At 68.1% G+C, this 24,722-nt stretch carries 19 protein-coding genes; 9 read left to right on the forward strand and 10 right to left on the reverse strand.

What is annotated here, in order from left to right:
* Window positions 1–35: 35 nt before the first annotated feature.
* The 3 genes from JWS14_RS22245 to JWS14_RS22255 all read right to left on the reverse strand — a co-directional run bounded on the left by JWS14_RS22245 (window position 36) and on the right by JWS14_RS22255 (window position 8,511).
* Window positions 36–3,359 carry an arabinosyltransferase domain-containing protein gene (locus tag JWS14_RS22245; protein WP_206014373.1) on the reverse strand — a complete coding sequence of 1,108 codons (3,324 nt, stop codon included), beginning with the start codon at window positions 3,357–3,359 and terminating at the stop codon, window positions 36–38.
* 66 nt (window positions 3,360–3,425) lie between these two features.
* Window positions 3,426–6,659, reverse strand: coding sequence for an arabinosyltransferase domain-containing protein (locus JWS14_RS22250; RefSeq protein ID WP_206014374.1), 3,234 nt, complete (start codon window positions 6,657–6,659; stop codon window positions 3,426–3,428).
* Window positions 6,660–6,714: 55 nt separating this feature from the next.
* On the reverse strand, window positions 6,715–8,511 hold the full coding sequence (locus JWS14_RS22255) for a glycosyl transferase (RefSeq protein WP_206014375.1): 1,797 nt from the start codon (window positions 8,509–8,511) through the stop codon (window positions 6,715–6,717).
* A gap of 214 nt (window positions 8,512–8,725) precedes the next feature.
* Between JWS14_RS22255 and JWS14_RS22260 the strand changes: the two genes are divergently transcribed.
* Entirely contained in the window at window positions 8,726–9,427 is a 702-nt protein-coding gene (locus JWS14_RS22260) for an MspA family porin (RefSeq protein ID WP_072938563.1), read from the forward strand.
* Here the strand turns inward: JWS14_RS22260 and JWS14_RS22265 are convergent.
* The 4 genes from JWS14_RS22265 to JWS14_RS22280 all read right to left on the reverse strand — a co-directional run bounded on the left by JWS14_RS22265 (window position 9,424) and on the right by JWS14_RS22280 (window position 13,910).
* Entirely contained in the window at window positions 9,424–9,699 is a 276-nt protein-coding gene (locus tag JWS14_RS22265; RefSeq protein ID WP_072938560.1) for a hypothetical protein, read from the reverse strand. The two genes, JWS14_RS22260 and JWS14_RS22265, sit on opposite strands and share 4 nt — an antisense overlap.
* A 112-nt stretch (window positions 9,700–9,811) precedes the next feature.
* Window positions 9,812–11,704, reverse strand: coding sequence for a galactan 5-O-arabinofuranosyltransferase (locus JWS14_RS22270; protein ID WP_206014376.1), 1,893 nt, complete (start codon window positions 11,702–11,704; stop codon window positions 9,812–9,814).
* An 11-nt stretch (window positions 11,705–11,715) separates the two neighbouring features.
* Window positions 11,716–12,477: a decaprenylphospho-beta-D-erythro-pentofuranosid-2-ulose 2-reductase gene (locus JWS14_RS22275; RefSeq protein ID WP_072938555.1), complete on the reverse strand. Its 762-nt coding sequence runs from the start codon at window positions 12,475–12,477 to the stop codon at window positions 11,716–11,718.
* On the reverse strand, window positions 12,477–13,910 hold the full coding sequence (locus tag JWS14_RS22280) for a decaprenylphosphoryl-beta-D-ribose oxidase (RefSeq protein ID WP_072938591.1): 1,434 nt from the start codon (window positions 13,908–13,910) through the stop codon (window positions 12,477–12,479). Before JWS14_RS22280 ends, JWS14_RS22275 begins: the two co-directional genes overlap by 1 nt.
* Before the next feature lie 80 nt (window positions 13,911–13,990).
* On the opposite strand from JWS14_RS22280, the gene JWS14_RS22285 reads away from it, so the two are divergent.
* From JWS14_RS22285 to JWS14_RS22295, 3 genes are all read left to right on the forward strand, one after another.
* The gene (locus tag JWS14_RS22285) at window positions 13,991–14,467 is read left to right on the forward strand and encodes a GtrA family protein (protein ID WP_072938553.1); all 477 of its coding nucleotides are present in this window, start codon (window positions 13,991–13,993) and stop codon (window positions 14,465–14,467) included.
* 124 nt (window positions 14,468–14,591) lie between these two features.
* Window positions 14,592–15,533, forward strand: a complete 942-nt coding sequence (locus JWS14_RS22290; RefSeq protein WP_206014377.1) for a PIN domain-containing protein — start codon at window positions 14,592–14,594, stop codon at window positions 15,531–15,533.
* A gap of 147 nt (window positions 15,534–15,680) precedes the next feature.
* Window positions 15,681–16,718 (forward strand): alpha/beta hydrolase, encoded by a 1,038-nt coding sequence (locus JWS14_RS22295; protein ID WP_072938547.1) that lies wholly within the window; start codon window positions 15,681–15,683, stop codon window positions 16,716–16,718.
* Here JWS14_RS22295 and JWS14_RS22300 read toward each other — a convergent pair whose 3' ends face one another.
* From JWS14_RS22300 to JWS14_RS22310, 3 genes are read right to left on the reverse strand one after another with little or no spacing between them, the layout of a single operon-like run.
* Window positions 16,719–17,795, reverse strand: coding sequence for a S1C family serine protease (locus tag JWS14_RS22300; protein WP_206014378.1), 1,077 nt, complete (start codon window positions 17,793–17,795; stop codon window positions 16,719–16,721).
* Between the two features lie 27 nt (window positions 17,796–17,822).
* The gene (locus JWS14_RS22305; protein ID WP_206014379.1) at window positions 17,823–18,230 is read right to left on the reverse strand and encodes a TIGR03618 family F420-dependent PPOX class oxidoreductase; all 408 of its coding nucleotides are present in this window, start codon (window positions 18,228–18,230) and stop codon (window positions 17,823–17,825) included.
* Window positions 18,231–18,290: 60 nt separating this feature from the next.
* Window positions 18,291–19,310, reverse strand: coding sequence for a LacI family DNA-binding transcriptional regulator (locus JWS14_RS22310; RefSeq protein WP_206014380.1), 1,020 nt, complete (start codon window positions 19,308–19,310; stop codon window positions 18,291–18,293).
* 292 nt (window positions 19,311–19,602) lie between these two features.
* Between JWS14_RS22310 and JWS14_RS22315 the strand changes: the two genes are divergently transcribed.
* The 5 genes from JWS14_RS22315 (at window position 19,603) to JWS14_RS22335 (ending at window position 24,719) form a co-directional block, all read left to right on the forward strand.
* Window positions 19,603–21,114, forward strand: a complete 1,512-nt coding sequence (locus tag JWS14_RS22315) for a sugar ABC transporter ATP-binding protein (protein WP_206014381.1) — start codon at window positions 19,603–19,605, stop codon at window positions 21,112–21,114.
* Entirely contained in the window at window positions 21,111–22,166 is a 1,056-nt protein-coding gene (locus JWS14_RS22320) for an ABC transporter permease (RefSeq protein WP_206014382.1), read from the forward strand. Before JWS14_RS22315 ends, JWS14_RS22320 begins: the two co-directional genes overlap by 4 nt.
* Window positions 22,156–23,202 (forward strand): ABC transporter permease, encoded by a 1,047-nt coding sequence (locus JWS14_RS22325; protein ID WP_206014383.1) that lies wholly within the window; start codon window positions 22,156–22,158, stop codon window positions 23,200–23,202. The genes JWS14_RS22320 and JWS14_RS22325 overlap by 11 nt, the downstream gene beginning before the upstream one ends.
* Before the next feature lie 69 nt (window positions 23,203–23,271).
* On the forward strand, window positions 23,272–24,348 hold the full coding sequence (rhaS, locus tag JWS14_RS22330) for a rhamnose ABC transporter substrate-binding protein (protein ID WP_037228161.1): 1,077 nt from the start codon (window positions 23,272–23,274) through the stop codon (window positions 24,346–24,348).
* A gap of 8 nt (window positions 24,349–24,356) precedes the next feature.
* On the forward strand, window positions 24,357–24,719 hold the full coding sequence (locus JWS14_RS22335) for an L-rhamnose mutarotase (protein ID WP_206014384.1): 363 nt from the start codon (window positions 24,357–24,359) through the stop codon (window positions 24,717–24,719).
* The last annotated feature ends 3 nt before the right edge of the window (window positions 24,720–24,722 follow it).

Raw genomic sequence — 24,722 nt, forward strand, 5'->3', positions numbered from 1 at the left:
GGAAAGTTGTGGACAACTCCGCCTCCCGGAGACCGCTACGGGGTGGGGTACACCCGCAGAGTGCCCGGCTTCCACAGTCCGGACCGGGTGGCGGTCTCGGTGTCGACGGTGGCCGCGGTGGCGTCCGGGTAGTACCGGTCGAAGCGCTCGAGGGAGCCCCAGTCGCGTCCCCAGTCGTCCCGCATGTAGGTGGGGATGGCGGTGGCGCTGGCGAGCAGTTCGGTGAAGCCGAGGGGGCCACCGTTCTCCGCGGACTGCCAGGTGTCGGTGGAGCTGACGGCCAGCGGACGGTCGGGGAGGATGCGGTAGTTCGGCATCTCCGCGACACCGTACTGGTGGTCGAACGGGCGCTGGCACGGGAACTGCAGTCCGACGGCCCAGTCCAGCAGCACGGGCTGCGAGCTGCCGATCGTCGAGTTGAGGGTCTCGAGCTTCGGAACCCGCGGCGGGGTGAACGCCAGCCACTGATCGCCGGTGAGGTTGGGGTCGTTGGCGACGATCCGCACGGAGTCGGCGTCGGGGGACAGTTCGCTGATCGGCACGCGCAGGTTGCGCCACGACGGTGCGGGCCCGATGTCCTTGGGCAGGTAGGTGCCCTGGGCCTGGACGGTGCCGTCGGGCTGACGCTTGCCGTATTCGAGCAGCAGCGACTGACCGTAGGTGAGGGCGCCGGTTGCGTCGACCGACCAGATGCGGCCCGCGGCGGACATGACGATCAGCGGGGTGTCGTCGCTGCGTTCGGGGAGGGCGTACCAGCTGGACGACAGCGTCGCCGGCTCCTGCACGCCTTCCTGATAGCTGCCCATGACGGGTGTCGTGGCCGGGTTGAGTCCGAACGGCAGCTTGGCGGTGCTGCCGTTGACGCCGACATTTCCGGTGCCGCCGCTGGTTCCGGCGCTCGATCCGGTCTCGAAGCTGGGCCCGACGCTCTGGTTGTCGGTGTTGCCCATGCCCTGCTTGACCTCGACGTAGTCGGCGGTCAGGTCGGACGGCACCCCGTTGGGCGAGAATCCGACGGGGTTCGCTCCGCCGAGCGGGTCGGCGGGGTTCGCGAGCGGCTGCGCGGGATCGTTGATGGGAGTGAGGTTTCCGCCGTTGGTGTCGCCTTCGACGAGGACGTCCTCGGCGAGCCCGCACGTCTGTCCGGTGAGGGAGTCGAAGTTGGAGCGGGCGAGCGAGTACGCCGGGTACTGGGAGACGGCGCCCTTGAGGAGGGAGAGGACTTCGAACAGCACCATGATGCCGGCGACGACGGTGAGCGGGGCGGCCGCGAATTTCCTGATCCGCCTGCCCTTCTCGGTGTTGGCGCGGACGGGTGGCGCGGCGAATCCCTCACGCAGGTACTGCCAGGCGGCCAGGGCGACGGCCAGCCCGAACAGGACGAGGAAGAACGTGTTGGACTGGCGTCCGCCGATGGAGACGGTCTTGTCGAACCACGGCACGCCGTAGCTCGAGACATACCAGTAGCCGTTGATGCCCGCGAACGTCAACGCCAGCATGAGCAGCAGTCCGGCCAGGAAGATCGTCCGGTTGCGGCGCGACCGTAGCGCGGACGCCGACACCGCGACAGCGGTCAGCGCGGCCAGCGAACCGGCGATGCCCGCGTACGCACCGAAGTGATGGGTCCACTTGGTGGGGTTGAACATCATGAAGAAGATCGTGCCGAACACGACACCGAGCAGGCGCCACGACGGTCCGGTGGCGGCACCGGGAATACGCCTGCGGCGCAACAGGATGAACAGCGTCGTCAGCAGGCACAGGATCATCGTCAGGAACGCGAAGCGGCGGGCCACGGAACCGTCGACGGTCGGGACGAACAGGTAGTAGTAGCGCAGGAAGTCCTTGTACCACTCGAGGTTCGGGCCGATCAGGGTGCGGACCCTGGTGGCCTCCATCACCGCGGCGATGGTCTGGTCGGCGAACACGACCACGAGGACGATCGTGCCCGCCGCCGCGATTGGCGCCAGCAGCGGCAGCGTCCCCACCTGGCGGTGGCGTTTGACGACGATCCGGACGAGCGGGCGGGCGCCGGCGAGCAGGGCGGCCACACACATCAGACCCGTCGGGGCGGCCGCGAGAGTGAACGCGCCGATCAGGACGGCGACGGCCGCGGGAAGGAGACGTCCGGTCGCGATGGAACGCTCGATGGAGCACCACGTGAGCAGGGCGCCGAGCGCCACGATGGGCTCGGGCCGCAGACCGTTGTTGTAGGGCAGCCAGAACGCGAGGAACACGAGTCCGCCGGTCCACAGCGCCACCTTGTTGCGCCGGACCGACCGGCCGAGGCGCGGAGCGACCTCCCGGCTGATCACCATCCAGCACAGGATCCCGGCGATCAGGGCGGGCAGTCGCATGAACGGGCTGGCCGTCGAGATCTTGGCCATCGCCGCGAGGACGTCGTAATACCAGCCGAACGGCGCCTCGGGGACGCCGAACCAGCGGAAGTAGTTGGCCATGTAGCCGGCGTGGTCGGAGACCCGGGCCATGGTGAGCAGATAGCCGTCGTCGGAGGTGTTCGCGCCGATGAAGTGCCACAGCACCAGCGTGCCCACGACGATCGTGTCGAGTCCGGTGAACTTCCACCAGTGCGACGGCAGGAAGTTGCGGTGCCCGCGCCCGTCCGTGCCGTCGAGGCGGCCGAGGGCGACCAGGGCGATCGCCGTGGCGAGGAGAGCCACGATCATGGCGACGAGCTTGATCAGCGTGGGGCTCGACGAGAACCGGGAGTCCACGTTCATCGTGAACGACAGACCTGCCGGCGCCGCCCCGTCGCGGAGGTCGCTGAACACGCCCACCACCTGCGGGCGGAGGTCACCGGTGAGGGAACCGGCGATCGGGTCGCCGGTCGGGGTCGTCAGGCCCACGAACTCGGCGGACGTCGCGTCGATGTTCGATGTGATGCGGATCTCGCTACAGGCGCCCGACTGCACCTGTGCGCGGGGCGCCGTGGCGATGGTGACGTTGCGGTCGAGCACGTCCACGGACTTGTCCGACACCCGCACGAACATCGCGTTGAGCGCTGCACCCTCGCCCTGCGCGGGGGCCGTGGCCAGCAGGATTCCGCCCTGCGGGGGAAGCCCGGCCACCGCCGAACACGGGATCGACGCCGACATGTCGATCGGGACCTGCGACACCAGCGGTGCCTCGAGGTCGCCGACGACGCCGTTCTCCGGCCAGTTCACCGCTGCGGTGGTCTGTTGCACCGGCATGAACGGGGTGGCCACCGCCAGCACGAACCCGATGAGGCCGGTGACGATGGCGATCAGACGAGCGGTCCGGTACTCACTCCGCCGGTCCTGGCGAGCAGGCGGCGAAGTGGCTTCGGGATCGGAGACGGAAGTTGTCAGAGCGTCGGGCACGGTTGTCGATGGTATGTCAGGAACCTGAGGAGGCATATTGCCGCCTACCAGAGGGTAGGGGCGCTTCTAGTAGTAACGCACCGGTCCGGCCGACCAGGTACCCGACCTGGTCACCTGTTCGGATTCGACCTCGGCGGGCGTCGCCGACTCGTCCAGCGGCGTGTACCGCTCGAGCGAACCCCAGTCGCGGTCCCAGTCGTTCGACAGGTAGGTGGCCAGGGTGCTCGCCGACAGCAACTGGTCCGTCCAGCCCAGCGGGCCGCCGCCGAACTTGTCCTGCCAGGCGTTCGTGGACTCGGCGCCGATGCGGTCGGGAAGAACGCGCCACTGCGGGACCTCGGCGACCCCGTACCGGTGGTCGAACGGGCGTTGGCAGGGGAATGCGAGCCCGACGGCCCAGTCGAGGAGCACGGGGTCGCTGGACCCGACGACGGTCTGCAGGGTCTGCATCTTCGGCACCCGGGGCGGCGTGACCGCCAGCCACTGTCCGGGGTCGGTGTCCGGGTCGTCCGCGACGAGCCGGACCGTGTTCGCCTCGGCGGGCAGCTGGTCGAGTGGCACCCGCAGGTTGCGCCAGGACGGGGACGGTCCGATGTCGATCGGGTCGACGGTGCCGAGCGCGGTGACGGACCCGTCGGGACCGGCCACCCCGTACTCGACCTTCAGGCTCTGGCCGGGGGTGACGACGCCGTCCGCGTCGACCGACCGGATGCGTCCGGCCGCCGAGATCGTGACGATCGGTGCGTCGTCGCTGCGGTCGGGCAGCCCGTACCAGCCGGTGGTGAGGGAGGCGGGTTTCTGCTCCCCGCCCGGCTGGTAGCTGCCGAGAACCGGGGTTCGGGCGGGGTCGAGACCGAACGGCAGCGTCACGGTGCTGCCGTTGACTCCGGCGGTGGCCTCGGTGCCGCCACCGGTGCCGGAACTGGTGCCCGTGGTCGTCTCGTCGGTTTCGGTGTCGACGGTGTTGGCGCCGCCGGTCGCGATCTTCTCGGAGTCGGCGGTGAGGTCGTCTGCGATGCCGTTGGGGGTGAAGCCCTCCGCGGACGTCGCACCGAACGCGCCCGCACCGCCCTGGTCGGTGACGGGGGTGAGCGGTTGCAGCAGGGCGGCGGTCGGGTCGGTTTCGACGAGGACCTCGTCGGCGAGCGCACACGTGCCGCCGGTGACCGACTCGATGTTGGCCTTCGCGATGGAGTACCCCGGGTACTGCGCGACGGCCCCCTTCAGCAGCGACAGCACCTCGAACAGGACGACGGCACCGGCCGCGACGGTCAGCGGCGACGGCGCGAGCATCCGGGCGCGCTTCCCGTTGGGCTTCTTGCCCGTCTCGTACGGCTCGCGGACGTGGTACCAGGCGGCCAGGAGCAGCATGAGGACCGTGAGTCCCAGGAACAGCGTGGAGAAACCCTTGCCCGCGATCATCGGCGGCTTGTCCCACCACGGGACGCCGTAGCTGGAGACGTACCACCAGCCGTTGGAACTGGTGAACGCGACCGCGAGGATGAACAGGACACCCGCGGCGAACAGCGTGCGGTTCCGTTTCGAGCGGATACTCGCCGCCCCCACCCCGACCGCGGCGAGCACCGCGACCGAACCCGCGAGCCCCGCGTACACCCCGAAGTGGTGGGTCCACTTGGTGGGCGTGAACATCATCAGCAGCAGCGACGCGAACACGATGCCGAGGATGCGGCGCGACGGCCCGATCGCGGTCCCGGGCACCTTCCCCTTGCGCAGGATCAGCATCACGCAGACCACGACGCACAGCAGCATCACGAACACACCGAACCGGCGGGCCAGCGAGCCGTCCGGGGAGATCCCCATCAGCGAATCCCAGCGCAGCCGTTCGTCGAACCATGCCACGTTAGGGCCGAGGACAGTGCGGACACGCGTCGATTCGAGCACCGTCGCCAGTGTCTGATCCGCGAAGACGGCCACCATCACGACCGTTCCCGCGGCGAGGATCGGCAGGATCTGGGACGCAAATCCCACCCGGTGGCCGCGCGCGATGATGATCTGCAGGATCGGCCGCGCACCCGCGATCAGGGCCGCGATGCAGATCAGCCCGGACGGTCCGGCGGCGAGGGAGAACGCGGCGATCAGCACGGCGACGGCACCGGGAAGCAGTCGTCCGGTGGCGATGGCCCGTTCGATGGAACACCACGTGAGGAGGGCGCCGAGCGCGATGACCGGTTCGGGGCGCAACCCGTTGTCGTACGGCAACCAGAACGCCAGGAAGACCAGGCCACCGGTCCAGAGGGCAGTCCTGTTGCGGCGCACGGCGACACCGAGGCGGGGAATGACCTCCCGGCTGATCACCATCCAGCAGAGCAGCGCCGCGAGCAGCGTCGGCAGTCGCATCCACATGCTCGCCGTGCTCACCTTCGCCAGCGTCGCGAGCAGTTCGTACGACCAGCCGAACGGCGCCTCGGGGACGCCGAACCAGCGGAAATAGTTGGCCATGTAACCGGAATGCTCCGACACCCGCGCCATGCCCAGGAGATAGCCGTCGTCGGACGTGTTCGCGCCCACCACGTGCCACAGCAGCAGCGTCCCGATCACGACGGCGTCGACGCCGGTGAACTTCCACCAGTGCGCAGGCAGGAAGCGGCGGGCGCGCCTGCCGTCGATGCCGTCCACGCGGTGCAACGCGTACAGCGACGTCAGCGTCGCGAGGACGCACACGATCATCGCCAGCAGTTTGAGCAGCGTCGGGCTCGACGAGAACCGGGAGTCGAGGTCGACGTGCACGCTCAAGTCGGCGGGCGCCGCCCCCTGCAGGTCGGTGAACAGGCCGACCATCTGCGGTCGCTGGTCGCCCTCGACGGAACCGGCGAGCGGTTCGGCGGTGCCCGTGACCTCGGCCGACGTCCGCTGGTAGTCGGACGTGACGGTGAGACCGGTGCAGCCCTGCAGGTCCCCCGCACCCGCCGAGATCAGGGACCTGCCGCGAAGGGTGACGTCGACCGTGCCGCCGGCCCCCGCCTTCACGACGAGGCCGTTCTTCTCGAAGTCGGGCGCCCGGTTCGGGAGGGTGGAGACGACGGTGCCGCCGTCGGGCCCGAGTTGCGTGAACACCGAGCAGGGAACGTTCACCTGCAGGGCCAGCGGCGTGTACGAGACCAGGGGCGCCTCGACGCTGCCGAGCGTGCCGTTCTGCGGCCAGTCGATCGTCGCGGCGTCCTGCTTCACCGGCAGGAACGGGGTGGCCAGCGCGAGAACGAAACCGATCAGGCCGGTGACGATCGCGATGAGCCGGGAAGTGCGGATGCTCCGGACGTCGGGCAGCGGCGGTTGTGGCACAGCACGATGTTAGTCACCCGTGAGTACTTATTAACGTCCGGCGGTTGATAAGTACTCACGGGTGGTGCAGCCACCGCACGTCCCACAGCCACACGCCGTCGACGGGTTTCGCCGGCGCCCCGACGAGTTGCCGGACCGTCTCGCGCAGGACGCGATCGTTCTGGGTGTGCGGCAGGACCAGGACGTCGGCGTTCCAGAACTTCAGGTCGGTCAGCGCCTGGGCCCTCGTCGCGTCGTCGATGACCGGTACCTGGCCGGACGACTGCGCGGACGCGAGCAGTAGTGCGGTGGGGCGGTCGTCGGGCCCGTACTTGCCCCGCTGCTCGCTGCCGGCCGGGCCGACGAAATATCCACCGGCAATGGGGAATGCGAGATCCTGCTCGGTCTGCCAGCGCAGCATCCGGGCGTTTTCCGGGGAGGGGAGCGGCACCGTGACGACGGAACCGTCGGTGACGTAGTCCCGCCACGTACCGTCGGCGAAGAAGTTCGGCGCGGCGTCCCGCTGCACGACTGCCAGGGGTGTCGGCGTCAGCGGAAGCAGCGCCACCACGAGCCACCCGACCCACAGCAGCGTGGTGGTCCGCTGGCCCTCGCGGGCGGACGCCAGGGCGCGGTCGGTGCCGAGCGTGAGCAGCAGCGCGGCGGCGGGCAGGCAGCCCATCGCGAAGCGCGACTCGAGGACGGACTCGAGGAGCGGCAGGTGTGAGATCAGCTTCCACGGCAACGGAATTCCGGTGTCCCAGCCGCCGATCGTCAGCGACGTCCCGAGCGACAGGACACCCATCACCCCGACCGTGGCGGCCGCCGCGCGTGCGAGCGGCATCCGCCACAGCCACAGGGCGGACAGGCCGAGGAGAATCAGCAGGGGCCAGCCGAAGTACGCGTTCTCCTCGGTGGCGTTCATGCTGAACTCGGCGGACCCGGGCTCGCCTGCCAGGGAGGATGTCGGAAAGCTGGTGAACGACTCGGTATCGTTGCCCACCGGGCCGTGTTCGATCGCGCGGTAGCTGTCGGGCCCGAAGAACTGCCACCACAGGGGAACGGCGGCGACGGCCAGCGCGACGCCGCCCGCGACCGCAAAACCCTTGATGCTGTGCCTGACTGCCGCGAACGCGGTCCGCGGGCGCGACGCCGCGTAGGCGATCCCGAACACCGTGAACGCCAGCGCGTAGATCAGCAGGGGTTCCTCGCCGAGGAAGATCTGGTAGGCGATCAGCAGTCCCAGCACGATGCCGTCGCGCACGGGTCGCGCGCCGCTGCCCAGCCTGATCACGGCGAGCGCGATGAAGGGCAGCAGGAACAGGGCGACGAAGTTGGGATGCCCGTTGGTGTGCGAGATCAGGGCGGGTGCGAAACCGCACAGGCCGCCGCCGACGGCCGCCGCGAGTCGCGAGGACACGACGTGCCGTGAGAAGACCCAATACCAGGCAATTGCCGTGCCCGACAGGCCAAGTGTGAGTGCCAGAGTGAATGTGACGTTCGGTCCGAACAACAGTGTGATGGGCGCCAGCGGAATGCTGATGCCGAACATCGCCGTGTTGCCCATGAGATTGACGCCCAGTGGATAGTTCTGCAGGTCGCTGGACAGCGGGTTCTCCAGACGGACCAGCGAGCGTGCGGCGACCGCGAAGAACCACTCCCACATGGTCTGGTCCTGGCCGCTGCGCACCAGATAGCCGGTTCCGAGGTGTTTCCACTGGCGGGCCAACACGAATGCGGCCAGGCCGACATAGAAGACGACCGCTGCGACATCGGCCGGGTGCGGCCGGAAACGGGAGCGGACAGGGCGAGCGGTGGTGCTGGTGCTCCCGGCGGGCCGAGTCGTCTCGACCGGGGTGAGTATCTCAGTCACGCAGCAGCGCCTCCGGTTCTCGGGTCGATGTCAATCGATCGAGGGTACCGGAGGTCGCTGAGAGCTTCCTGGGTTGCGATCGGGTAATTGTTGCGTGTATCACATCAAGTTGATTTGTGAACTTCTGATCAATACAGGGATATTCTTCTGCCCCACTGGTTACGCTCAGCATGCTTTTCCGTATCGGTTGCAGTGCATTCTGAATGGGGTCGGCATGACGGACATCAGCACATCTCGATTTGGGTACAAACGCTTCACACGGACGGTTGCAGTCGCAGGCATCGCCGCGCTCGCCATGGTCATGGGCAACGGCACGGCGTCGGCCGGCGTGGACAATTCCAGCTCCGTGATCGATGCACGAGGGAATCGCATCGAAGTCGTCCAGGGCGACACGCAGTATCAGGTCGTACCGCCGCTGGACGGCGTACCTACCAGCGTGGAGTTCTTCCACAACGGTTACGCGGGGGTCGCCATCACCGGGCCGAACGCGGAAGAGTTCAAGGGAACTCAGCTCACCGTCGGTTATCAGATCGGTTACCCGGTCTCGTTGGCAGGCGCGACCATCGTCCTCAACTCGCCCGGACTCGGGTTCGCAATCGGGTCGAGTAATGGAATCAACCTGGGACTCGTCCCCGACTTCACGCTGGACCTGAACGCAGGGACCAACGCGGAACTCGCCGGTGACATCATTCCGTCGCAGGAACTCGATATCGACCTGGAACCGGGTGGAATCACCACCGTCCCGCTCCTCGAGGGGCAGGAGTTCGACGGATCGGCGGCTGTGGTCAGGATGCAGGGAGTTCATGGCTCCATCTCCGGTGCTATCGGGCCGGTCACCATCCGTCCGTACGCGATGGCCGTGACGGAGAACGGTGACACCGTGATGACTTACGGCGTGCCGCAGAAGCTCAACTAGGCAGCCCGCCCGACAGGGTGCCTGACAGGGGTCGCCGGACTGATGTCCGGCGACCTTTGTCGACTCAGATGGACGACGACGTCGCCGGCGACGAACACGGCGGCGCCGAGCACTGCGACCACGAAAAGCGCCCAGTGCCCGACGTAGACACCGATGATCGCTCCGATCGTCGTTGCGAGTCCGGCATGCACGATCACCTCACCGGGAGCGGTGCCGAGAAGATAGTCTTCGGCACCGCTGCCGGCACGTCGAGGTTCCACTGCATCCGGCATGACCGCTCCTCGCGACGACCCGACAATTCCCCTCGGGGCGCGGAAAATACCCGCTTCCCTGATTGGCTGCGGTGTTCCCGCGAGCAGGGCCGAGTAAACGCGAACAGACCGATCAGTTTCTTGTGACGACGACGAACGGTCCGGTCTCCGACACCGTGAATCGCGGGTCGTCGAACAGTTCCTTCGGGAACGTGACGGTGTAGCGGCGCACGTTGGGGTCGTTGGGATACACGTCCTCGGCGAGCCGCAGCGTGTATCCGTCGGGGCCCTGCCGGAACACGAACGCGTCGGGCGCCCGCCACGGCGCCGCGTCGAGTGCGGCCACCAGCTGGTCGGGTGTCTCGAGCTCGCTCCACTCCGCGATGGTCCGGGCGCGTCCGGCGAAGTCCGCCAAGGGATTCGAGTAATGCGACGTCAGCGCCTGGAACCCGAGGTAGGGGTAGAAGCTGAGGAAGCTGGTGTCGGCGGTGAGGGCCACCGTGTCGTCGCGGTCGCGGGGGACCTGCGCCCGGATGAGTTCGTCGACCGCCGCGTAGTGGGCGGCGGCACCGGGTGGGCGCTGGTCGGCGCGTTCGCCGTTGCCGTCGGTGTCGGTGTAGGCGACGGCGATGTCGGCGTCGAGGAACTTCGGGATGTTCTGGACGAACGACAGCGCACCCAGCACGCCGATCACCAGGACCGCACCCTTGACCCGCGGGTTGTCGCTGGTCGCGAGCACGAGCCACCCCGCGAATTCGACGAATCCGAAGACGCCTGCCGCGCCGAGCAGGACGATCAGCACGGGCTCGAGCCGGAACGAGAGCAGGGTGCTGCCGAGCACCGTGAACGCCATCGACAACAGCGACCACAGGTAGATGGCCACCACTCCGACGCCGAGGGCCTGCGCGCGCCGTGACGTCGACGCGCGGGCGACGAGCCAGATGGTGCCGAGCAGGCACAACGCCCCGGTGAGGGAGAAGTGGATCATCGGCAACGGCAGCTGTGCGCCCGCCTCGGGCAGGTAGTGCAGCGCGGTTCCCGACGCGGCGGGCGAACCACCCACGACCTTCAGTAGATACGGCAGCCACACGGTCAGGGCGAGGAGCCCGGACACGGCGGCGATCACGATCAGCCGGACCAGCGGGTCGACCGCCGCCCGCCACGACTTCCGGGCGCGCACGCGCAGCGCCGCCGCCAGCAGTGCGAGCAGGGTGATCGCGAAGGCGGCGAGACCGAGATACAGCGTGTAGAACGTGGCGGCGAGACCGAGGAACAGGCCGGTGCCGATCACGGCACCCCAACCGCCGCGCCCGTCGGCACGATTCAGGCCGCCCCAGGCGAGGACAAGCGCGGGACCGATCAGCAGCGTGATGACGGCGCCGTACGGTTCCGGCGAACCGTAGGCCAGGACGAGGGCCGTCGTCGCGAGGGACACCACGATGGCCAGGTCGTGGCGGATCAGGTTGCTCCACAACACCAGTGCGACGACGGCGGCGACGGCGAGGGATCCGATGGCGTACGGCTTGAACGCTTCCCAGCCGTCCATGCCGAGGAGGTTGGCGACGCGCCCACCCGCCCAGAACCAGCCGGCCGGGTAGTACGGCGGCAGGTCGGCGTACGTCATGTCGCGCAGTGCGGCCGAGTCCGTCAGCCGCGTGAGGTATTCGGTGCGGAACTCCTGGTCGACGGAGACACCGTGCAGGTACAGCTTGGTCGCGGCCAGCGGCAGACCGAGTGTGACGGTGACGAAGCCGGACAGGCTCGCCCACGACAGCAGCCGGGCGAACCGCGCGGCCCGGTGCAGCCGGACCAGCAGCACCGACACCGCGATACCCGCGATGGCCACGACCTGGCCGACCGTCGTGACGGCCTGGGTCACGTTGGACGAGTTGAACGCAGGCCACTGCACCCGCCCGAACGCGAACAGTCCGACCGCTGCCACCACCGCGGCCACGACGGCCCCCAGCAGCATTTCGGCAGCTGTCGACAGGGACCGTCGGGCCGGTGCTACGTCTGCTTCCGTCACGAGGGCGAAGCTTAGATGGGCAGCTTCTTGAAGATCGGTCGCGGGATGTGCCGCAGGATCATCATCACGTACCGGAATGCGCCGGGCGCCCAGACGAGATCCTTGCCCTTCTCCGCCGACGTGACGGCGAGTTTGGCCACGTCTTCCTTGTTCACCGTCAGCGGGGCTTCCTTCACGTCCGCGGACATGCGGGTGCGGACCTGGCCGGGACGGATGACGAGGACGCGCGGACCGAACTCACGCAGGGCCTCACCGAGTCCGAGGTAGAAGCCGTCGAGTCCGGCCTTGGTGGAGCCGTACACGAAGTTGGAGCGGCGCACGCGCTCGCCCGCGGCGGACGACATGGCGATGATCTGGCCGAAGCCCTGTGCCTTCATCTTCTCGCCGACCAGGACGCCGACGGACACGGCCGCGGTGTAGTTGACCTCGGCGATCTGGACGGCCTTGCGCTGGTTCTGCCACAGTTCCTCGGCGTCGCCGAGGAGGCCGAACGCGACGATGGTGACGTCGACGTCGCCTTTCGCCCAGGCGTCGTCGATGACCTTCGGGTGGCTCTCGGTGTCGACGGCGTCGAAGTCGATGACATCGACGGCGTTGGCGCCTGCCGCCTTCAGCTGGGCTACCGCGCCGTCGCGCCCGGGGTCGCCGGGCAGCGCGGCGAGGATCACCCGCATCGGCGCCTTCTTCAGGTACTCCTCGCAGATCGCGAGACCGATCTCGGAGGTGCCACCGAGCAGCAGGAGGGTCTGGGGGTTCCCGACAGCGTTGATCACTACAGTTCCAACCTTCTGGACATATCGGAGGCGAAGACATTGGTGGGGTCGTACTTGCGGCGGGTGGCGATCCACTCGTCGATCCGCGGGTACATGGCGTGGAACGTCTCGGCGGTGGTCCGCGAATCCTTGGCCGTGTAGAGACGGCCGCCGAACTTCAGGACCCGCTTGTCGAGTTCGGTGACGAACTCGTTCAGGCCGGGCTTGATGCGGAAGTCGACGCAGATGTTCCAGCCCGGGATCGGGAAGCTCAGCGGCGCCTGGTTGCCCTCGCCGAACAGCTTGAACACGTTGAGGAACGAGTAGTGCCCCGACGTCTGGATGTCGCGGATGATCGCCTTGAACTCCTCGACCGCGGTGGTCGGCACCACGAACTGGTACTGCAGGAATCCGTTCGATCCGTAGGCGCGGTTCCACTCACCGAACATGTCGAGCGGGTGGTAGAACTGCGTCAAGTTCTGAACCTTGTCGCGGTAGGTGCCGGACTTCCGGAACCACAGCTCGCCGATCATCGAGAAGTTGAACTTGTTGGCCAGGCCGTTCGGGAACACGTCCGGGAACGTCAGCAGCTGCGGCGCGTCGAACGCCAGCGGATTCTTCTGCAACTTCGCCGGCAACTGGTCGAGCTTCGCCAGCGAGCCCCGGGAGACCGCGGCCCGGCCCAGCTTCGGGGGCGCGGCGATGGCGTCGAACCAGGCGCTCGAGTACTCGTAGTTGGCCTCGCTGCCGTCGCTGTGCAGCGCGATGGTCTCGTCGAGCGTCTGGGTGACGTCGCCGTCGGCGATGAAATACGCCGTCTCGGTCGGCGTCATCTTGATGGTCGCCTTGAGGATGATGCCCGTCAGGCCCATGCCGCCGATCGTCGCCCAGAACAGGGCGCCCTTGGGGTCGTTGCGGCCGCCCTTCGGCGTCAGCGTCCGCACCTTGCCGTCGGCGGTGAGCAGGTCCAGCGACACCACATGGTTGCCGAAGCTGCCGGCGCTGTGATGGTTCTTGCCGTGGATGTCGGAGCCGATGGCACCGCCGATGGTGACCTGCCGGGTGCCCGGCAGCACCGGAACCCACAGGCCGAACGGCAGCGCCGCCTTCATCAGCTGATCCAGGTTGACGCCGGCGTCGACCTCCACGAGGTGGGTGTCGCGGTCGATGCGATGGATCCGGTTCAGCGCATTCATGTCGATGACCAGGCCACCGGCGTTCTGCGCCGGGTCGCCGTAGGAGCGGCCGAGGCCACGGGCGATCACCCCACGCTGCAGGTGAGCCGGCTTCGACTCGTTCTGCTCCGCGACCTGGGCGACCGCTTGCGCGATCACCTCCACGTCGGGAGTGGACAGCACCTGCGCGGTGGTGGGCGCGGTGCGTCCCCAGCCGGTGAGGGTGCGGGTCTGTGTGGGGAGCGCCTGGGTGGGCGTCTCTTCTGCTGTCGTGGACATCGGCATAGAGGCTACCGCCTGTGAGTACTTGTTAACCGCGGGCGGTTAAGAAGTACTCACGGGGCGCTAGCCTCGTCGTCGTGTCAGAAACCCAGCCGAGTCACGAGCACGAACCTCACGTTCCGCTCCCCGTCGAGATCCCCGTCACCGAGAACATCGCCGACGACGCACTGGACCTGAAGACGCAGATCGTCCGTTTCGTCCTGACCGGTGGACTGTCGGCGGTCGTCGACTTCGGCCTGTACTTCCTGCTGTTCGAGGTGGTCGGGCTGCCCGTCAACGTGGCGAAGTCGATCAGCTTCATCGCGGGCACCACCACCGCGTACCTGATCAATCGCCGGTGGACGTTCAAGGCCGAACCGAGCCGCGCCCGCTTCGTCGCCGTCGTGATCCTGTACGCCGTCACGTTTGCGGTGCAGGTGGGCCTCAACTGGGTGATGTACCACGCATTCCCCGACGAATGGTGGCGTCTGCCGCTCGCGTTCGTCATCGCGCAGGGCACGGCGACGGTCATCAACTTCGTCGTGCAGCGCGCGGTGATCTTCAAGATCCACTGAGATGGCCGCCCGGCAACCGGGCGGCAATGCCCCGGCGGGTGCTGCGATACCGACTGGTCGGGTGTTTCGGTAACGACTCAGCAACTTCCCTGGCGCTGCCGACGCGTTCGGTGAGAATCGATCAATGCTGATTGTCCTCGATACTTCGGCCGTCACGCGAGACGCGCGCTTCGAGACGTTCGTCCGCGACGCCCTCGACCGGGGCAGCCGAGTGCTCGTCCCCCGCCTCGTCCTCGTCGAGGTCGCCCACCGGTACCAGCGGGAGTCGGTCGCGATGATCGAGGCCCTCACCGTCCAGGCACGGATGTACGACCGGCTCGGGCTCCGCGACGACCTGTCTGCGTTCGTGGACGCCGCGCGGGCCAAGGCCGACGGTTACGTCGACTCGCTCGCCCGGCAGTTGGAGGCGATGGGCTGCGACGTGATCGAGCCGGCGTACACCTCACACCTCGAAGTCGCCGCCCGTGAACTGCAGCGCCGCCGCCCGTATGTGGACCGGAAGCGGCGCGGCTACACGGCCACGGTGAACTGGCTGACGGTCCTGGACATCGCGGACCGCCGCCCGTCCGAGGACGTGGTGTGGGTCAGCGCGAACTCCCGGGCGTTCGGGAGCGGCGAGCCCGGGGCGTGGCACGACGAGATCTGGGCCGAGCTGCAGGACCGCGGTCTCGACCACCGGCTGCGGTGGGTGACCGGGCTCGACGACGTGGATCTGCGGGACGCCGGCCTGCCCCGCCGTGAACGGGTCTCCGTGCCGATCGCCGCCCCGCCTGCCGCGGTCCCCGCCCCGCCTGCCGCCGTCGCGGCACCGCCCACCGTGGCCGCGGCACCACGGCCCGTGGTCGCGGCCCCGCCGCCCCGGACGCCCCTCGTCGTGTCCGACCCTGTGGAACCCCGGGTCGCGCCGCCGCCCGCGCACGTGGCGCGCCCCCGGGTGGCGCCGCAGCGGATCCTGCCGTCCGGCAACGCGGACACCGGCGGACGCCGTGGCATCGGCCGGATGCGGGGTGGCCGCAAGCGCAAGGTCACCGTGGTGGAGGAGCTGGACGATCTCGATTTCGGCTGATCCGACCCGCCGGTAACGATTCGGGCACCGGGCATAACGACTTGGGGCCGAAGCCACCATCAGCGACGCACGAGCGTGGCGGGTACTCCAAGGTTGAACTTACGTATCCGTCAACGGCGACGGGTATCGGCGACCAGGGGAGAAGGCATGAAATCTGTGCCGAACGACCGCAAGCCGTCTGTGCAGCAGCGGAATGGGACACCGACCGTCCAATACCGTTCGGGTGCGCGGCTGGCGGGGCCGAGTATCGAATCCCAGGTTCTCTACCAGGCATGCAGATGGTTCCTCCGGCCCGTGGTGCGGATGGCGCCGATCAACGAGTCGGCGATCCGCAGGGCCGCGCTGCTGGACCTCGCGGCGGGGATGCGCCCCGCTTCCGGTATCCGCCGCCAGAAGGTGCGGCTGCCCGGGTTCGACGCGGAGATCGTGCGCGCCCCGGGAGTCTCACCGGAGCTGAGCGACGGTGTCGTCCTCTATCTCCACGGCGGCGGGTTCCTGTGCTGCGGGCTGAACACGCACCGGCCGGTGGTCGCGACGATCGCGAAGCTGACCGGACTGCCGGTGATGCACGTCGGCTACCGGCAACTGCCCGACACGAACATCAGCGGTTCCGTCGACGACTGTCTGACGGCATACAAGTGGTTGCTGGAGAACGGAGCCCAGGCGGGCGGGACGGTGTTCGCCGGTGATTCGGCGGGTGGGTTCCTCGTGTTCGCGACGGCGTTGAAGGCCCGCGAGGAGGGTGTCGATCTCCCCGCCGGGCTGGTCGGGCTGTCGCCGCTGCTGGACCTGGACTGCGCCGACAAGCTGGTGCACGCCAACGCCGCCCGCGACGTGTTCGCGCCCGTGGAGGCGCTCGTCACCATCGGCAAGCTGGGCGGCGAGGTGGACGGTGTGCTCGACCCCGCGCTGTCGCCCGTGAACGGTGCGCTCGAGGGTCTGCCGCCGTCGTTGCTGTTCGCCGCGGAGGGCGAGGTGCTGCGGTCGGATTCGGAGCTGATGGCGCATCGGCTGAGCGGTGCGGGTGTGCCGACGACGCTGCAGATCTGGGACGGTCAGGTGCATGCGTTTCCGGCGTTGTGGCCCGGTCTGCCGGAAAGTCGTGTGGTGCTTCGGCGTATCGCGCGGTTCGTCGCGACGCGGGTGCGGCCGGACGACGGTGTCGCCCGGGACAAGACCGCCTGACTACCGCGGCGGGCCCTTCTCCAGCACGATCGTGGTCGACCGCGGCCTCCTGGTCTCGTCGAGCCAGCGGATTTCGACCGCGTCGCCGGGGTGCCGCGCGATCATGAGCCCGCTGAGGTCGTCCGAGGACCGGATCGGGATTCCGTCGAATTCGGTGACGACGTCCCCGATGTCGATGCCCGCGTCGTCGGCGGGGGTGCCGATGCTGACCCAGAGGACCTCGGCGCCACGAGGATCGTCGGTGACGCTGATCCCGAGGAGGGGGGTGTCGCCGATGTGCACGGTGGCGGACGCCGTCCCGGCGCGAACCTGATCGACGATCGTCATCGCGGTGTCGATGGGCACCGCATACGACCTCGGCTGGGCGGGAGCGGGTTTGGTGGGATCGGAGTCGGCGTTGCCCGCGGTGTTCACGCCGATGACGGCGGCGGTGGCGTCGACGAGCGGGCCACCGGAGTCGCCGGGCCGGACCGCCGCATCGATCTGGATCAACCCGTTCAGCCGGTTCCGGGAACCGTCGGTGGAACTGCGAGCGGTGATCGCCTGCCCGAGATCGGTCACGAAACCCCGTGCCGCCACCGGGACTCCGCCCCCTTCGGCGTTGCCCACCGCGGTTACCGGATCACCGATGCCGACGGCGGTGTCCTTCGCGAGGGGCGCGGCGGAAAGGTCGCCCGCGCCCTGGAGCCGGAGGACCGCGATGTCGCGCGAACTGTCGTAACCGAGCACGTCCGCGACGTACTCCGCACCGTTGCCGAGGCTCACCGCGCTGATGTCGAGTGCACCGTCGATCACGTGATGATTGGTGAGGACGACGCCGTCGGGGGTGAGCACTATCCCCGTTCCCGCGGTTTCGACGAGCCCCGAGTCGGCGACGAGGGTGACGATCGCCGGGATCACCCTGGCCTCGACCTCTTCCGGGGTCAGGACGACGGGCGGCGGTGGCGGAGGCGGCGCGGGCTGGGCCACCGTTGCCGCGGGCGGCCCCGATTCGCGGACCGTCGGTGCGCTCAGCAGCAGGCTGCCGATCACCGCCGTGGCCACGGCGAGGACCGTTGCGGCGCGGGGCGTCGTCATGCCCGGGTGTCGTCGGCGCGGATTCGGTCAGGACTGTTTCAGCGACCCCCAGCCGTGCCAGGTGTCGGTCTCGATCCAGGCGCTGACCCGTTTCCGGTCGCGGACGGGGTACGGGTTGCCGGTGTAATGCGTCGCGAGGCGGTCGATGTCGGCGAGGTCTTCGTCGTCGACGAACTCCGTCACCCGGCCCTGGACGCTGACGTGGGTGATCCAGTCGCCGGGATCCATCGCGGTGAGGCTGACCCGGGGATCGCCCCGCAGGTAGTCGAGGCGCTTCCGCTCGGCGTCCATGTTGACCAGCACCCTGCCGCCCTCGAACAGATACCAGGTGGCCACGGACACGGGCTGCCCGTCGGGTCGGACGCAGGCGACGGTGGCGTAATTGGGCCGGGCGAACATCTCGGCGGCCTTCGGTGTCAGAGGTGGCTTCGACATGTCCGAAAGATACCCCTGAGGCCTCCGGCCCGGTGCGCGGTTGACGAGTCCAGACGCTCGTCAACCACGCACGGGGCAGGCGGCCGTGGACTCCCGGACGACGAGGGTCGGGGTGAACGAGAGCTGCTGGTGCTTGTGGGTGTCGGGGTTGTTGACCTGATCGAGCAGGAGTTCGGCCGCCGCCCGTCCCAGTTCGTTCCGCGGCTGGGCGACGGAGGTCAGCGGCACGGCCGCACCGGCGGCGTAGTCGATGTCGTCGTACCCGACGATCGCGAGGTCTTCGGGCACGCGCTTGCCGTGCTGGATGAACTCCTGGAGCACACCGAGTGCGAGCAGGTCGTTGGCGCAGAACGCCGCCGTGGGCCGCTCCTGCGGCGGCATCGCGAGAATCTCGCGGGCCGCGTGGGTGCCGGCCTCGATGCTGAGGGATCGGGTGGCGACGGTGCGCATGCGGGTGCTCGCCGATTCCGCGACGGCGCTGAGCGCCCCGTCCCGGCGGTCGCGGACCTGCCTGATGGTGTCGGGCCCGCCGACGAACACGAGGTTCCGGTGCCCCTGCTCCATCAGGTGGCGGGCGGCGATCCTGCCGCCGTGGACGTCGTCGACGGCGACGGAGGATCGGCCGGGTGTGCGGGACCCGCGGTCGAGCAGGACCACCGGGGTGCCCTGACGGTCGAGGTTGGCGAGCATCGGCGTGCTCTCGCCGGTGGGGCAGAGCAGGATTCCGTGGACGCGTTGTTCCATGAGCTGGCCGAGCTGCCGGTTCTCGCGTTCTTCCGATTCGCCGGTGCTGATCATGACCATCAGCAGTTCGTTCGCCTCGGCGACTTCCTCGGCTCCCGACGCGACGTCGACGAAGAAGGGGTTCCGCGCGTCGAGGACGACGACGGCGAGCATCCGTGACTGGCCGGCGCGGAGTTGGCGGGCGGCGTCGTTGCGGACGAAGCCGAGCTGGGTGATGGCCTCGTGTACTCGCTGGCGGGTCGCCTCCGACACCAGTTCGGGGTGGTTGAGCACGTTGCTGATCGTTCCCATCGAGACGCCCGCGAGTGCGGCGACCTCGCGCATGGACGCTGCCATCCGATTCCCCCTTCAGCCGGCTCGTTCGACAGCGCACATTGTCGCGTCGGCCGGTGCCCGAGAACAATCCAGTGCTCTTGAATCGCTTCATTCACAGTATCGCCGTCCGCGGGGCCGGAATCAAGACCGGCTGTCAGGCGAGACGATGCGGAATATCCGGTAAGCGACCTGGCGTGCTTTTATAACGATAAGGTCACGGTGGTGACCGGCTCTACCGAACCTCTTGACTTGTGGCGCCTGTCACTTCTAGCTTCATAAACAAGAAATGAACCGTTTCAATCGGAGGTGCTGAATGAGCGTCCCCCCTGCGGTGCCGTTGCTGGAAGTACGGGACGTCACCAAGTCCTTCGGCAACGTCGCTGCTGTTCAGGGTGTGTCGTTTCCGCTCTACGGCGGCGAGGCGCACGCCCTCGTCGGAGAGAACGGTGCAGGCAAGTCGACCATCGTGAAGATGCTCGCCGGCGTGCACGGCCCCGACACCGGATCGATGCTCGTCGGCGGTGAGGAAGTGTCGCTCGGGTCGCCCTCGGATGCCAAGGCCAGGGGTATCGCGGTCATCTACCAGGAGCCGACCCTGTTCCCCGACCTCACGATCGCGGAGAACATCTTCATCGGCACCCAGCCGCGGGCCCGCTTCGGCATGATCGACCGCGGCGCGATGAACACAGCCGCCCGCGCGCTGTTCGACCGTCTCGGGGTCCCGATGGACCCGGACCGGCCGGCCAGCGGACTGTCGATCGCCGATCAGCAGTTGGTCGAGATCGCGAAGGCGCTGTCCACCGACGCCAACGTCATCGTCATGGACGAGCCGACCGCGGCCCTGTCCGGCAACGAGGTGGAGCGGCTGTTCAAGGTCACCCGGTCCCTGTGCGCGTCCGGCGCGGCGGTCATGTTCATCTCGCACCGCTTCGAGGAGATCTTCGCGCTGTGCCAGCGGGTCACCGTGATGCGCGACGGACGGCACATCGCCACATCGGAACTGGCGGGCCTGACGGTCGACGACCTCGTCCGCAGCATGGTCGGCCGCGACCTCGGCGCCCTGTTCCCGAAGATCGACGTGGAACCGGGGGCGGTCGTCCTCGAGGTCGAGAACCTGTCGCGAGCCGGGGTGTTCTCCGACATCAGTTTCCAGGTGCGCGCCGGCGAGATCGTGGCACTGTCCGGGCTGGTCGGTGCCGGCCGCTCCGAGGTCATGCAGTCGGCGTTCGGTGTGGACCCCCGTGACAGCGGCGACGTCCGGGTGCGAGGCAAGAGCCTGCGCAAGGGCGATCCGAAGGCCGCGATGCGCGCGGGAATGGCGCTCGTCCCGGAGGACCGTCGCCAGCAGGGCCTGATCCTGGACATGTCGATCGAGCGCAACGCCACGTTGACGCGGTCGTCCGCTCTCGCCCGGTTCGGGTTCCTCTTCGGGGGACGTGAGCGCCGGTCGGCCTACGAGTGGACGAAGAAACTGCAGACCAAGTACGCGCGCATCACCGACCCCGTCGGGGTGCTGTCCGGCGGCAATCAGCAGAAGGTCGTGCTCGCCAAGTGGATGGCCACCGCGCCGAGCGTCCTGATCGTGGACGAACCCACCCGCGGTATCGACGTCGGCACCAAAGCCGAAGTGCACCGGATCATCTCGACGCTCGCCAGTGAAGGCGTCGCCGTCGTGATGATCTCCTCCGAATTGCCGGAGGTGCTCGGAATGGCCGATCGCGTCCTTGTGATGAGGGAAGGACGAATCGTGTCGGAACTGAGCAGGGCCGAGGCCGACGAGGAGAAGATCATGTTCGCTGCAACGGGTTCGGAGGCCGCCGCATGAGCGCACCCACCCGCGTCGCGCCTGCGGGCGCCGCGAAGCCACAGGTGAAGTCGGACGGGGGTCCGTCGCTGATCGAGAAGGTGCTGCAGGTCCGTTCGCTCGGCATCCTCGCCGCGCTGATCGTGCTGGTCGTGGTCACCACGATGCAGAACGGCAATTTCCTTTCCTCCCAGAGCATTCGCGACATTCTGCTGGCCGCGTCGATCGTCGGTGTGCTGGTGGTCGGGCAGACCGTCGTCATGATCACCAAGAACATCGACCTGTCGGTCGGCTCGGTGCTCGGGCTGTCGGCGTTCGCCGCGGGCAGTGTGATGTCGGGTGCCGACGGTGCACCGATCGTGGTGGGGATCCTCGCGGGGATCGCCGTCGGCGCGGTCTGCGGACTCGCCAACGCGCTGCTGGTGCGGTTCGGCGGCGTTCCCGCCCTGGTCGTCACGCTCGGCACGATGTACATCTTCCGCGGCATCGCCTACCTGTGGGCGGGTGGCGAGCAGATCACCGCCGACGAGATGCCGCCGGACTTCCTGAAGCTCGGCACCGCAACGCTTCTCGGTGTGCCGGTGCTCGTGATCGTCGCGGTGGTGGCCGTTGTTCTCGCCGGTGTGTATCTGCGTCGCTATCGCAGTGGACGCGACCTCTACGCCATCGGGTCGAACGGCCACGCCGCCGAACTCGCGGGCATCGCCGTCGGCAAGCGCGTCCTGCTCGCCTTCGTGTTCTCCGGGGCCATGGCCGGAGTCGCCGGGGTCATGTTCGCGGCGCGGTTCGGCACCGTCGACGCCGCCGCCGGATCCGGCTACGAACTCAACGTGATCGCGGCCGCCGTCGTGGGCGGTGTCGCCGTGGTCGGCGGCGTCGGCACCGTCTGGGGCGCGGCGCTCGGCGCGCTGCTCCTGACCACCATCAACAGTTCGCTGCCCGTTCTCCAGATCAACCAGTTCTGGCAGCAGGCCATCGTCGGTGCGCTGATTCTCATCGCCATCGCGGCCGATCGACTGCTCGCGGTGCGTGCCGCACAGCAACTTCGGAAGAGGAGCGCCCATGTCGACTGACACCATCGAGCCGGCGACGACCGCACAGCCGGACACCGCGGGGACGTCGACGGTCGGCCGAATCCGCGAGGTGCTCGCCGGCTGGGACTCGGTGATCATCGCCATCACGATCGTCGTGCTGGTGGTCGCCTCGGTCACCAACCCCGACTTCGGGAGCAGCCGGAACTTCACGTTCCTCGTTCTCGACCTGGCACCGATCTTCCTGATCGCACTGCCGATGACGTTCATCATCATCACCGGCGAGATCGACCTGTCGGTGGCGAGCGTCCTGGGGCTGAGCGGCGCCGCGATGGGCTGGATGTGGAACAACGGCTTCGCCATCGAGGCGATCATCCCGATGTGCATCCTGCTCGGCTGCCTCCTCGGTGCCCTCAACGGTTTCCTCGTCGCCAGGCTGGGGTTGCCGTCTCTCGCCGTCACGATCGGTACCCTGGCCCTGTTCCGGGGGCTCGCGTTCGTCCTCCTCGGTGACCAGGCGGTGTCCAACTTCCCCCGCGCATACACGTCGTGGGTCACGGGAACGGTCGGCGGCACGGCCATCCCCAATCTCGCCATCCCGCTGGTCGTCGCGGCCGTCGTGTTCGCGGTGATCCTCCAGGCCACCCCGCTCGGCCGCGACATCTACGCCACCGGCGCCAGCGACACGGCCGCACGCTTCGCCGGCATCGACGGGGCGCGGCTGAAGTTCTGGCTCTACGTGGTGTGCGGGGCGGTCGCCGCCCTCGCCGGGGTGCTGTGGAGCCTGCGGTACTCGAGCGCCCGGGCCGACAACGGATCCGGTCTCGAACTGGCCGTGGTCGCGGCGGTGCTCCTCGGCGGAGTGTCGATCTTCGGCGGCAAGGGCCGGCTGGCGGGCGTGCTCGCCGCGGTGGTGCTGCTCGCCACGCTGCAGAATGCGCTGCGCCTCGAGGACATCTCGAACGAGGCACTCACCATCGTCACCGGTGTTCTCCTGATCGTCGCGGTTCTGCTTCCGAACCTGCTGAAGACCGTGCGGACGTCCGCGCAGCGTCGAAAGCTGAAAAACGCGCCCTGAATTCCCTGCTTCACCGCTCTTTCTCACTTCAGCGTTCGCGGTGACGCGAACACGAGGAAAGGATCCACCATGACCCGATTCCGCCGGACCTTCGTTCCCCTGGCGGGGATCGTCGCAGTCTCGATCGGATTGACGGCCTGCGGCGGCACCACCCAGGATTCGGCATCGAACTCGGGGGGTGGCGACCGCGCCACCGGGACCGCGAACCCCGACGCGCCGATCCAGGACGGTCTGCAGGTCGCGTTCCTCCCCAAGCAGCTCAACAACCCGTACTCCGACATCGAGGTCGGCGGTGGCAAGACCGCCGTGGAGGAGTTCGGCGGCGAGTACAAGCTCGTCGGCCCCAACGATGCGAGCGCGTCCTCGCAGGTGTCGTACATCAACACGCTGATCCAGCAGGGCCAGAACGTCATCAACATCGCCGCCAACGATCCGAATGCCGTGTGCCCCTCGCTGAACCAGGCCCGCGACGCAGGCATCAAGGTCGTGACGTTCGATTCCGACGCGGCCGAGGACTGCCGCGACCTGTTCATCAACCAGGCCACCACCCAGGGCGTCGGCGAGACGCTCGCGAAGATGACGAGCGAGCAGATCGGCGGCACCGGCAAGATCGCGGTGCTGTCCGCGACACCCAACGCCACCAACCAGAACGCGTGGATCGAGGTGCTGAAGGCGGAGCTCGCGAGCAAGCCGGAATACCGGAACATCGAACTGGTGGCCACGGTGTACGGCAACGACGACGACCAGAAGTCGTTCCAGGAAACGCAGGGCCTGCTGCAGACCTACCCCGACCTGAAGGCGATCGTGTCGCCCACGACGGTCGGCATCGCCGCCGCGGCGCGCTACATCTCGTCGTCGAGCTACAAGGGCAACATCGTGCTCACCGGCCTCGGTACCCCGAACCAGATGCGGGAATACGTGAAGAACGGCACCGTCAAGGAATTCGCCCTCTGGGACCCGACCAACATCGGCTACCTCTCCGCCTACGCCGGTGCCGCACTGGCATCCGGTCAGATCACCGGCGCCGAGGGACAGAAGTTCACGGCTGGCAAGCTCGGCGAGTACACGATCGGCGCCGGCGGCGAGGTCGTGCTCGGCCCGCCCACCGTGTTCGACGCGAACACCATCGACCAGTACAACTTCTGAACCGTCCGATGAACAAGTACTGCTTCACCCTGCAACTCCGGCCGGACCGGATCGACGAGTACGTTCGCCGGCACGCCCAGGTCTGGCCGGAGATGCTGGAGGCCCTGAAAGCCAGCGGGTGGCACAACTATTCGCTGCACATCCGGCCGGACGGGCTGATCGTCGGCTACGTCGAGTCGGCAGATCTCGAACAGGCGCAGGCGGCTATGGCGCGCACCGACGTCAACAGGCGTTGGCAACACGACATGGCGCCGTTCTTCGAACTCGACGGGGTGGCCCCCGACGAGGGATTCACGCTCCTCACCGAGATCTTCGACCTGGACGCCCAACTCCACACCGTTCTCGACCACACGATCTCCACCGAAGGATGATTC

The organism is Rhodococcus koreensis, from assembly GCF_017068375.1.
Classification (GTDB): Bacteria; Actinomycetota; Actinomycetes; order Mycobacteriales; family Mycobacteriaceae; genus Rhodococcus_F; species Rhodococcus_F koreensis.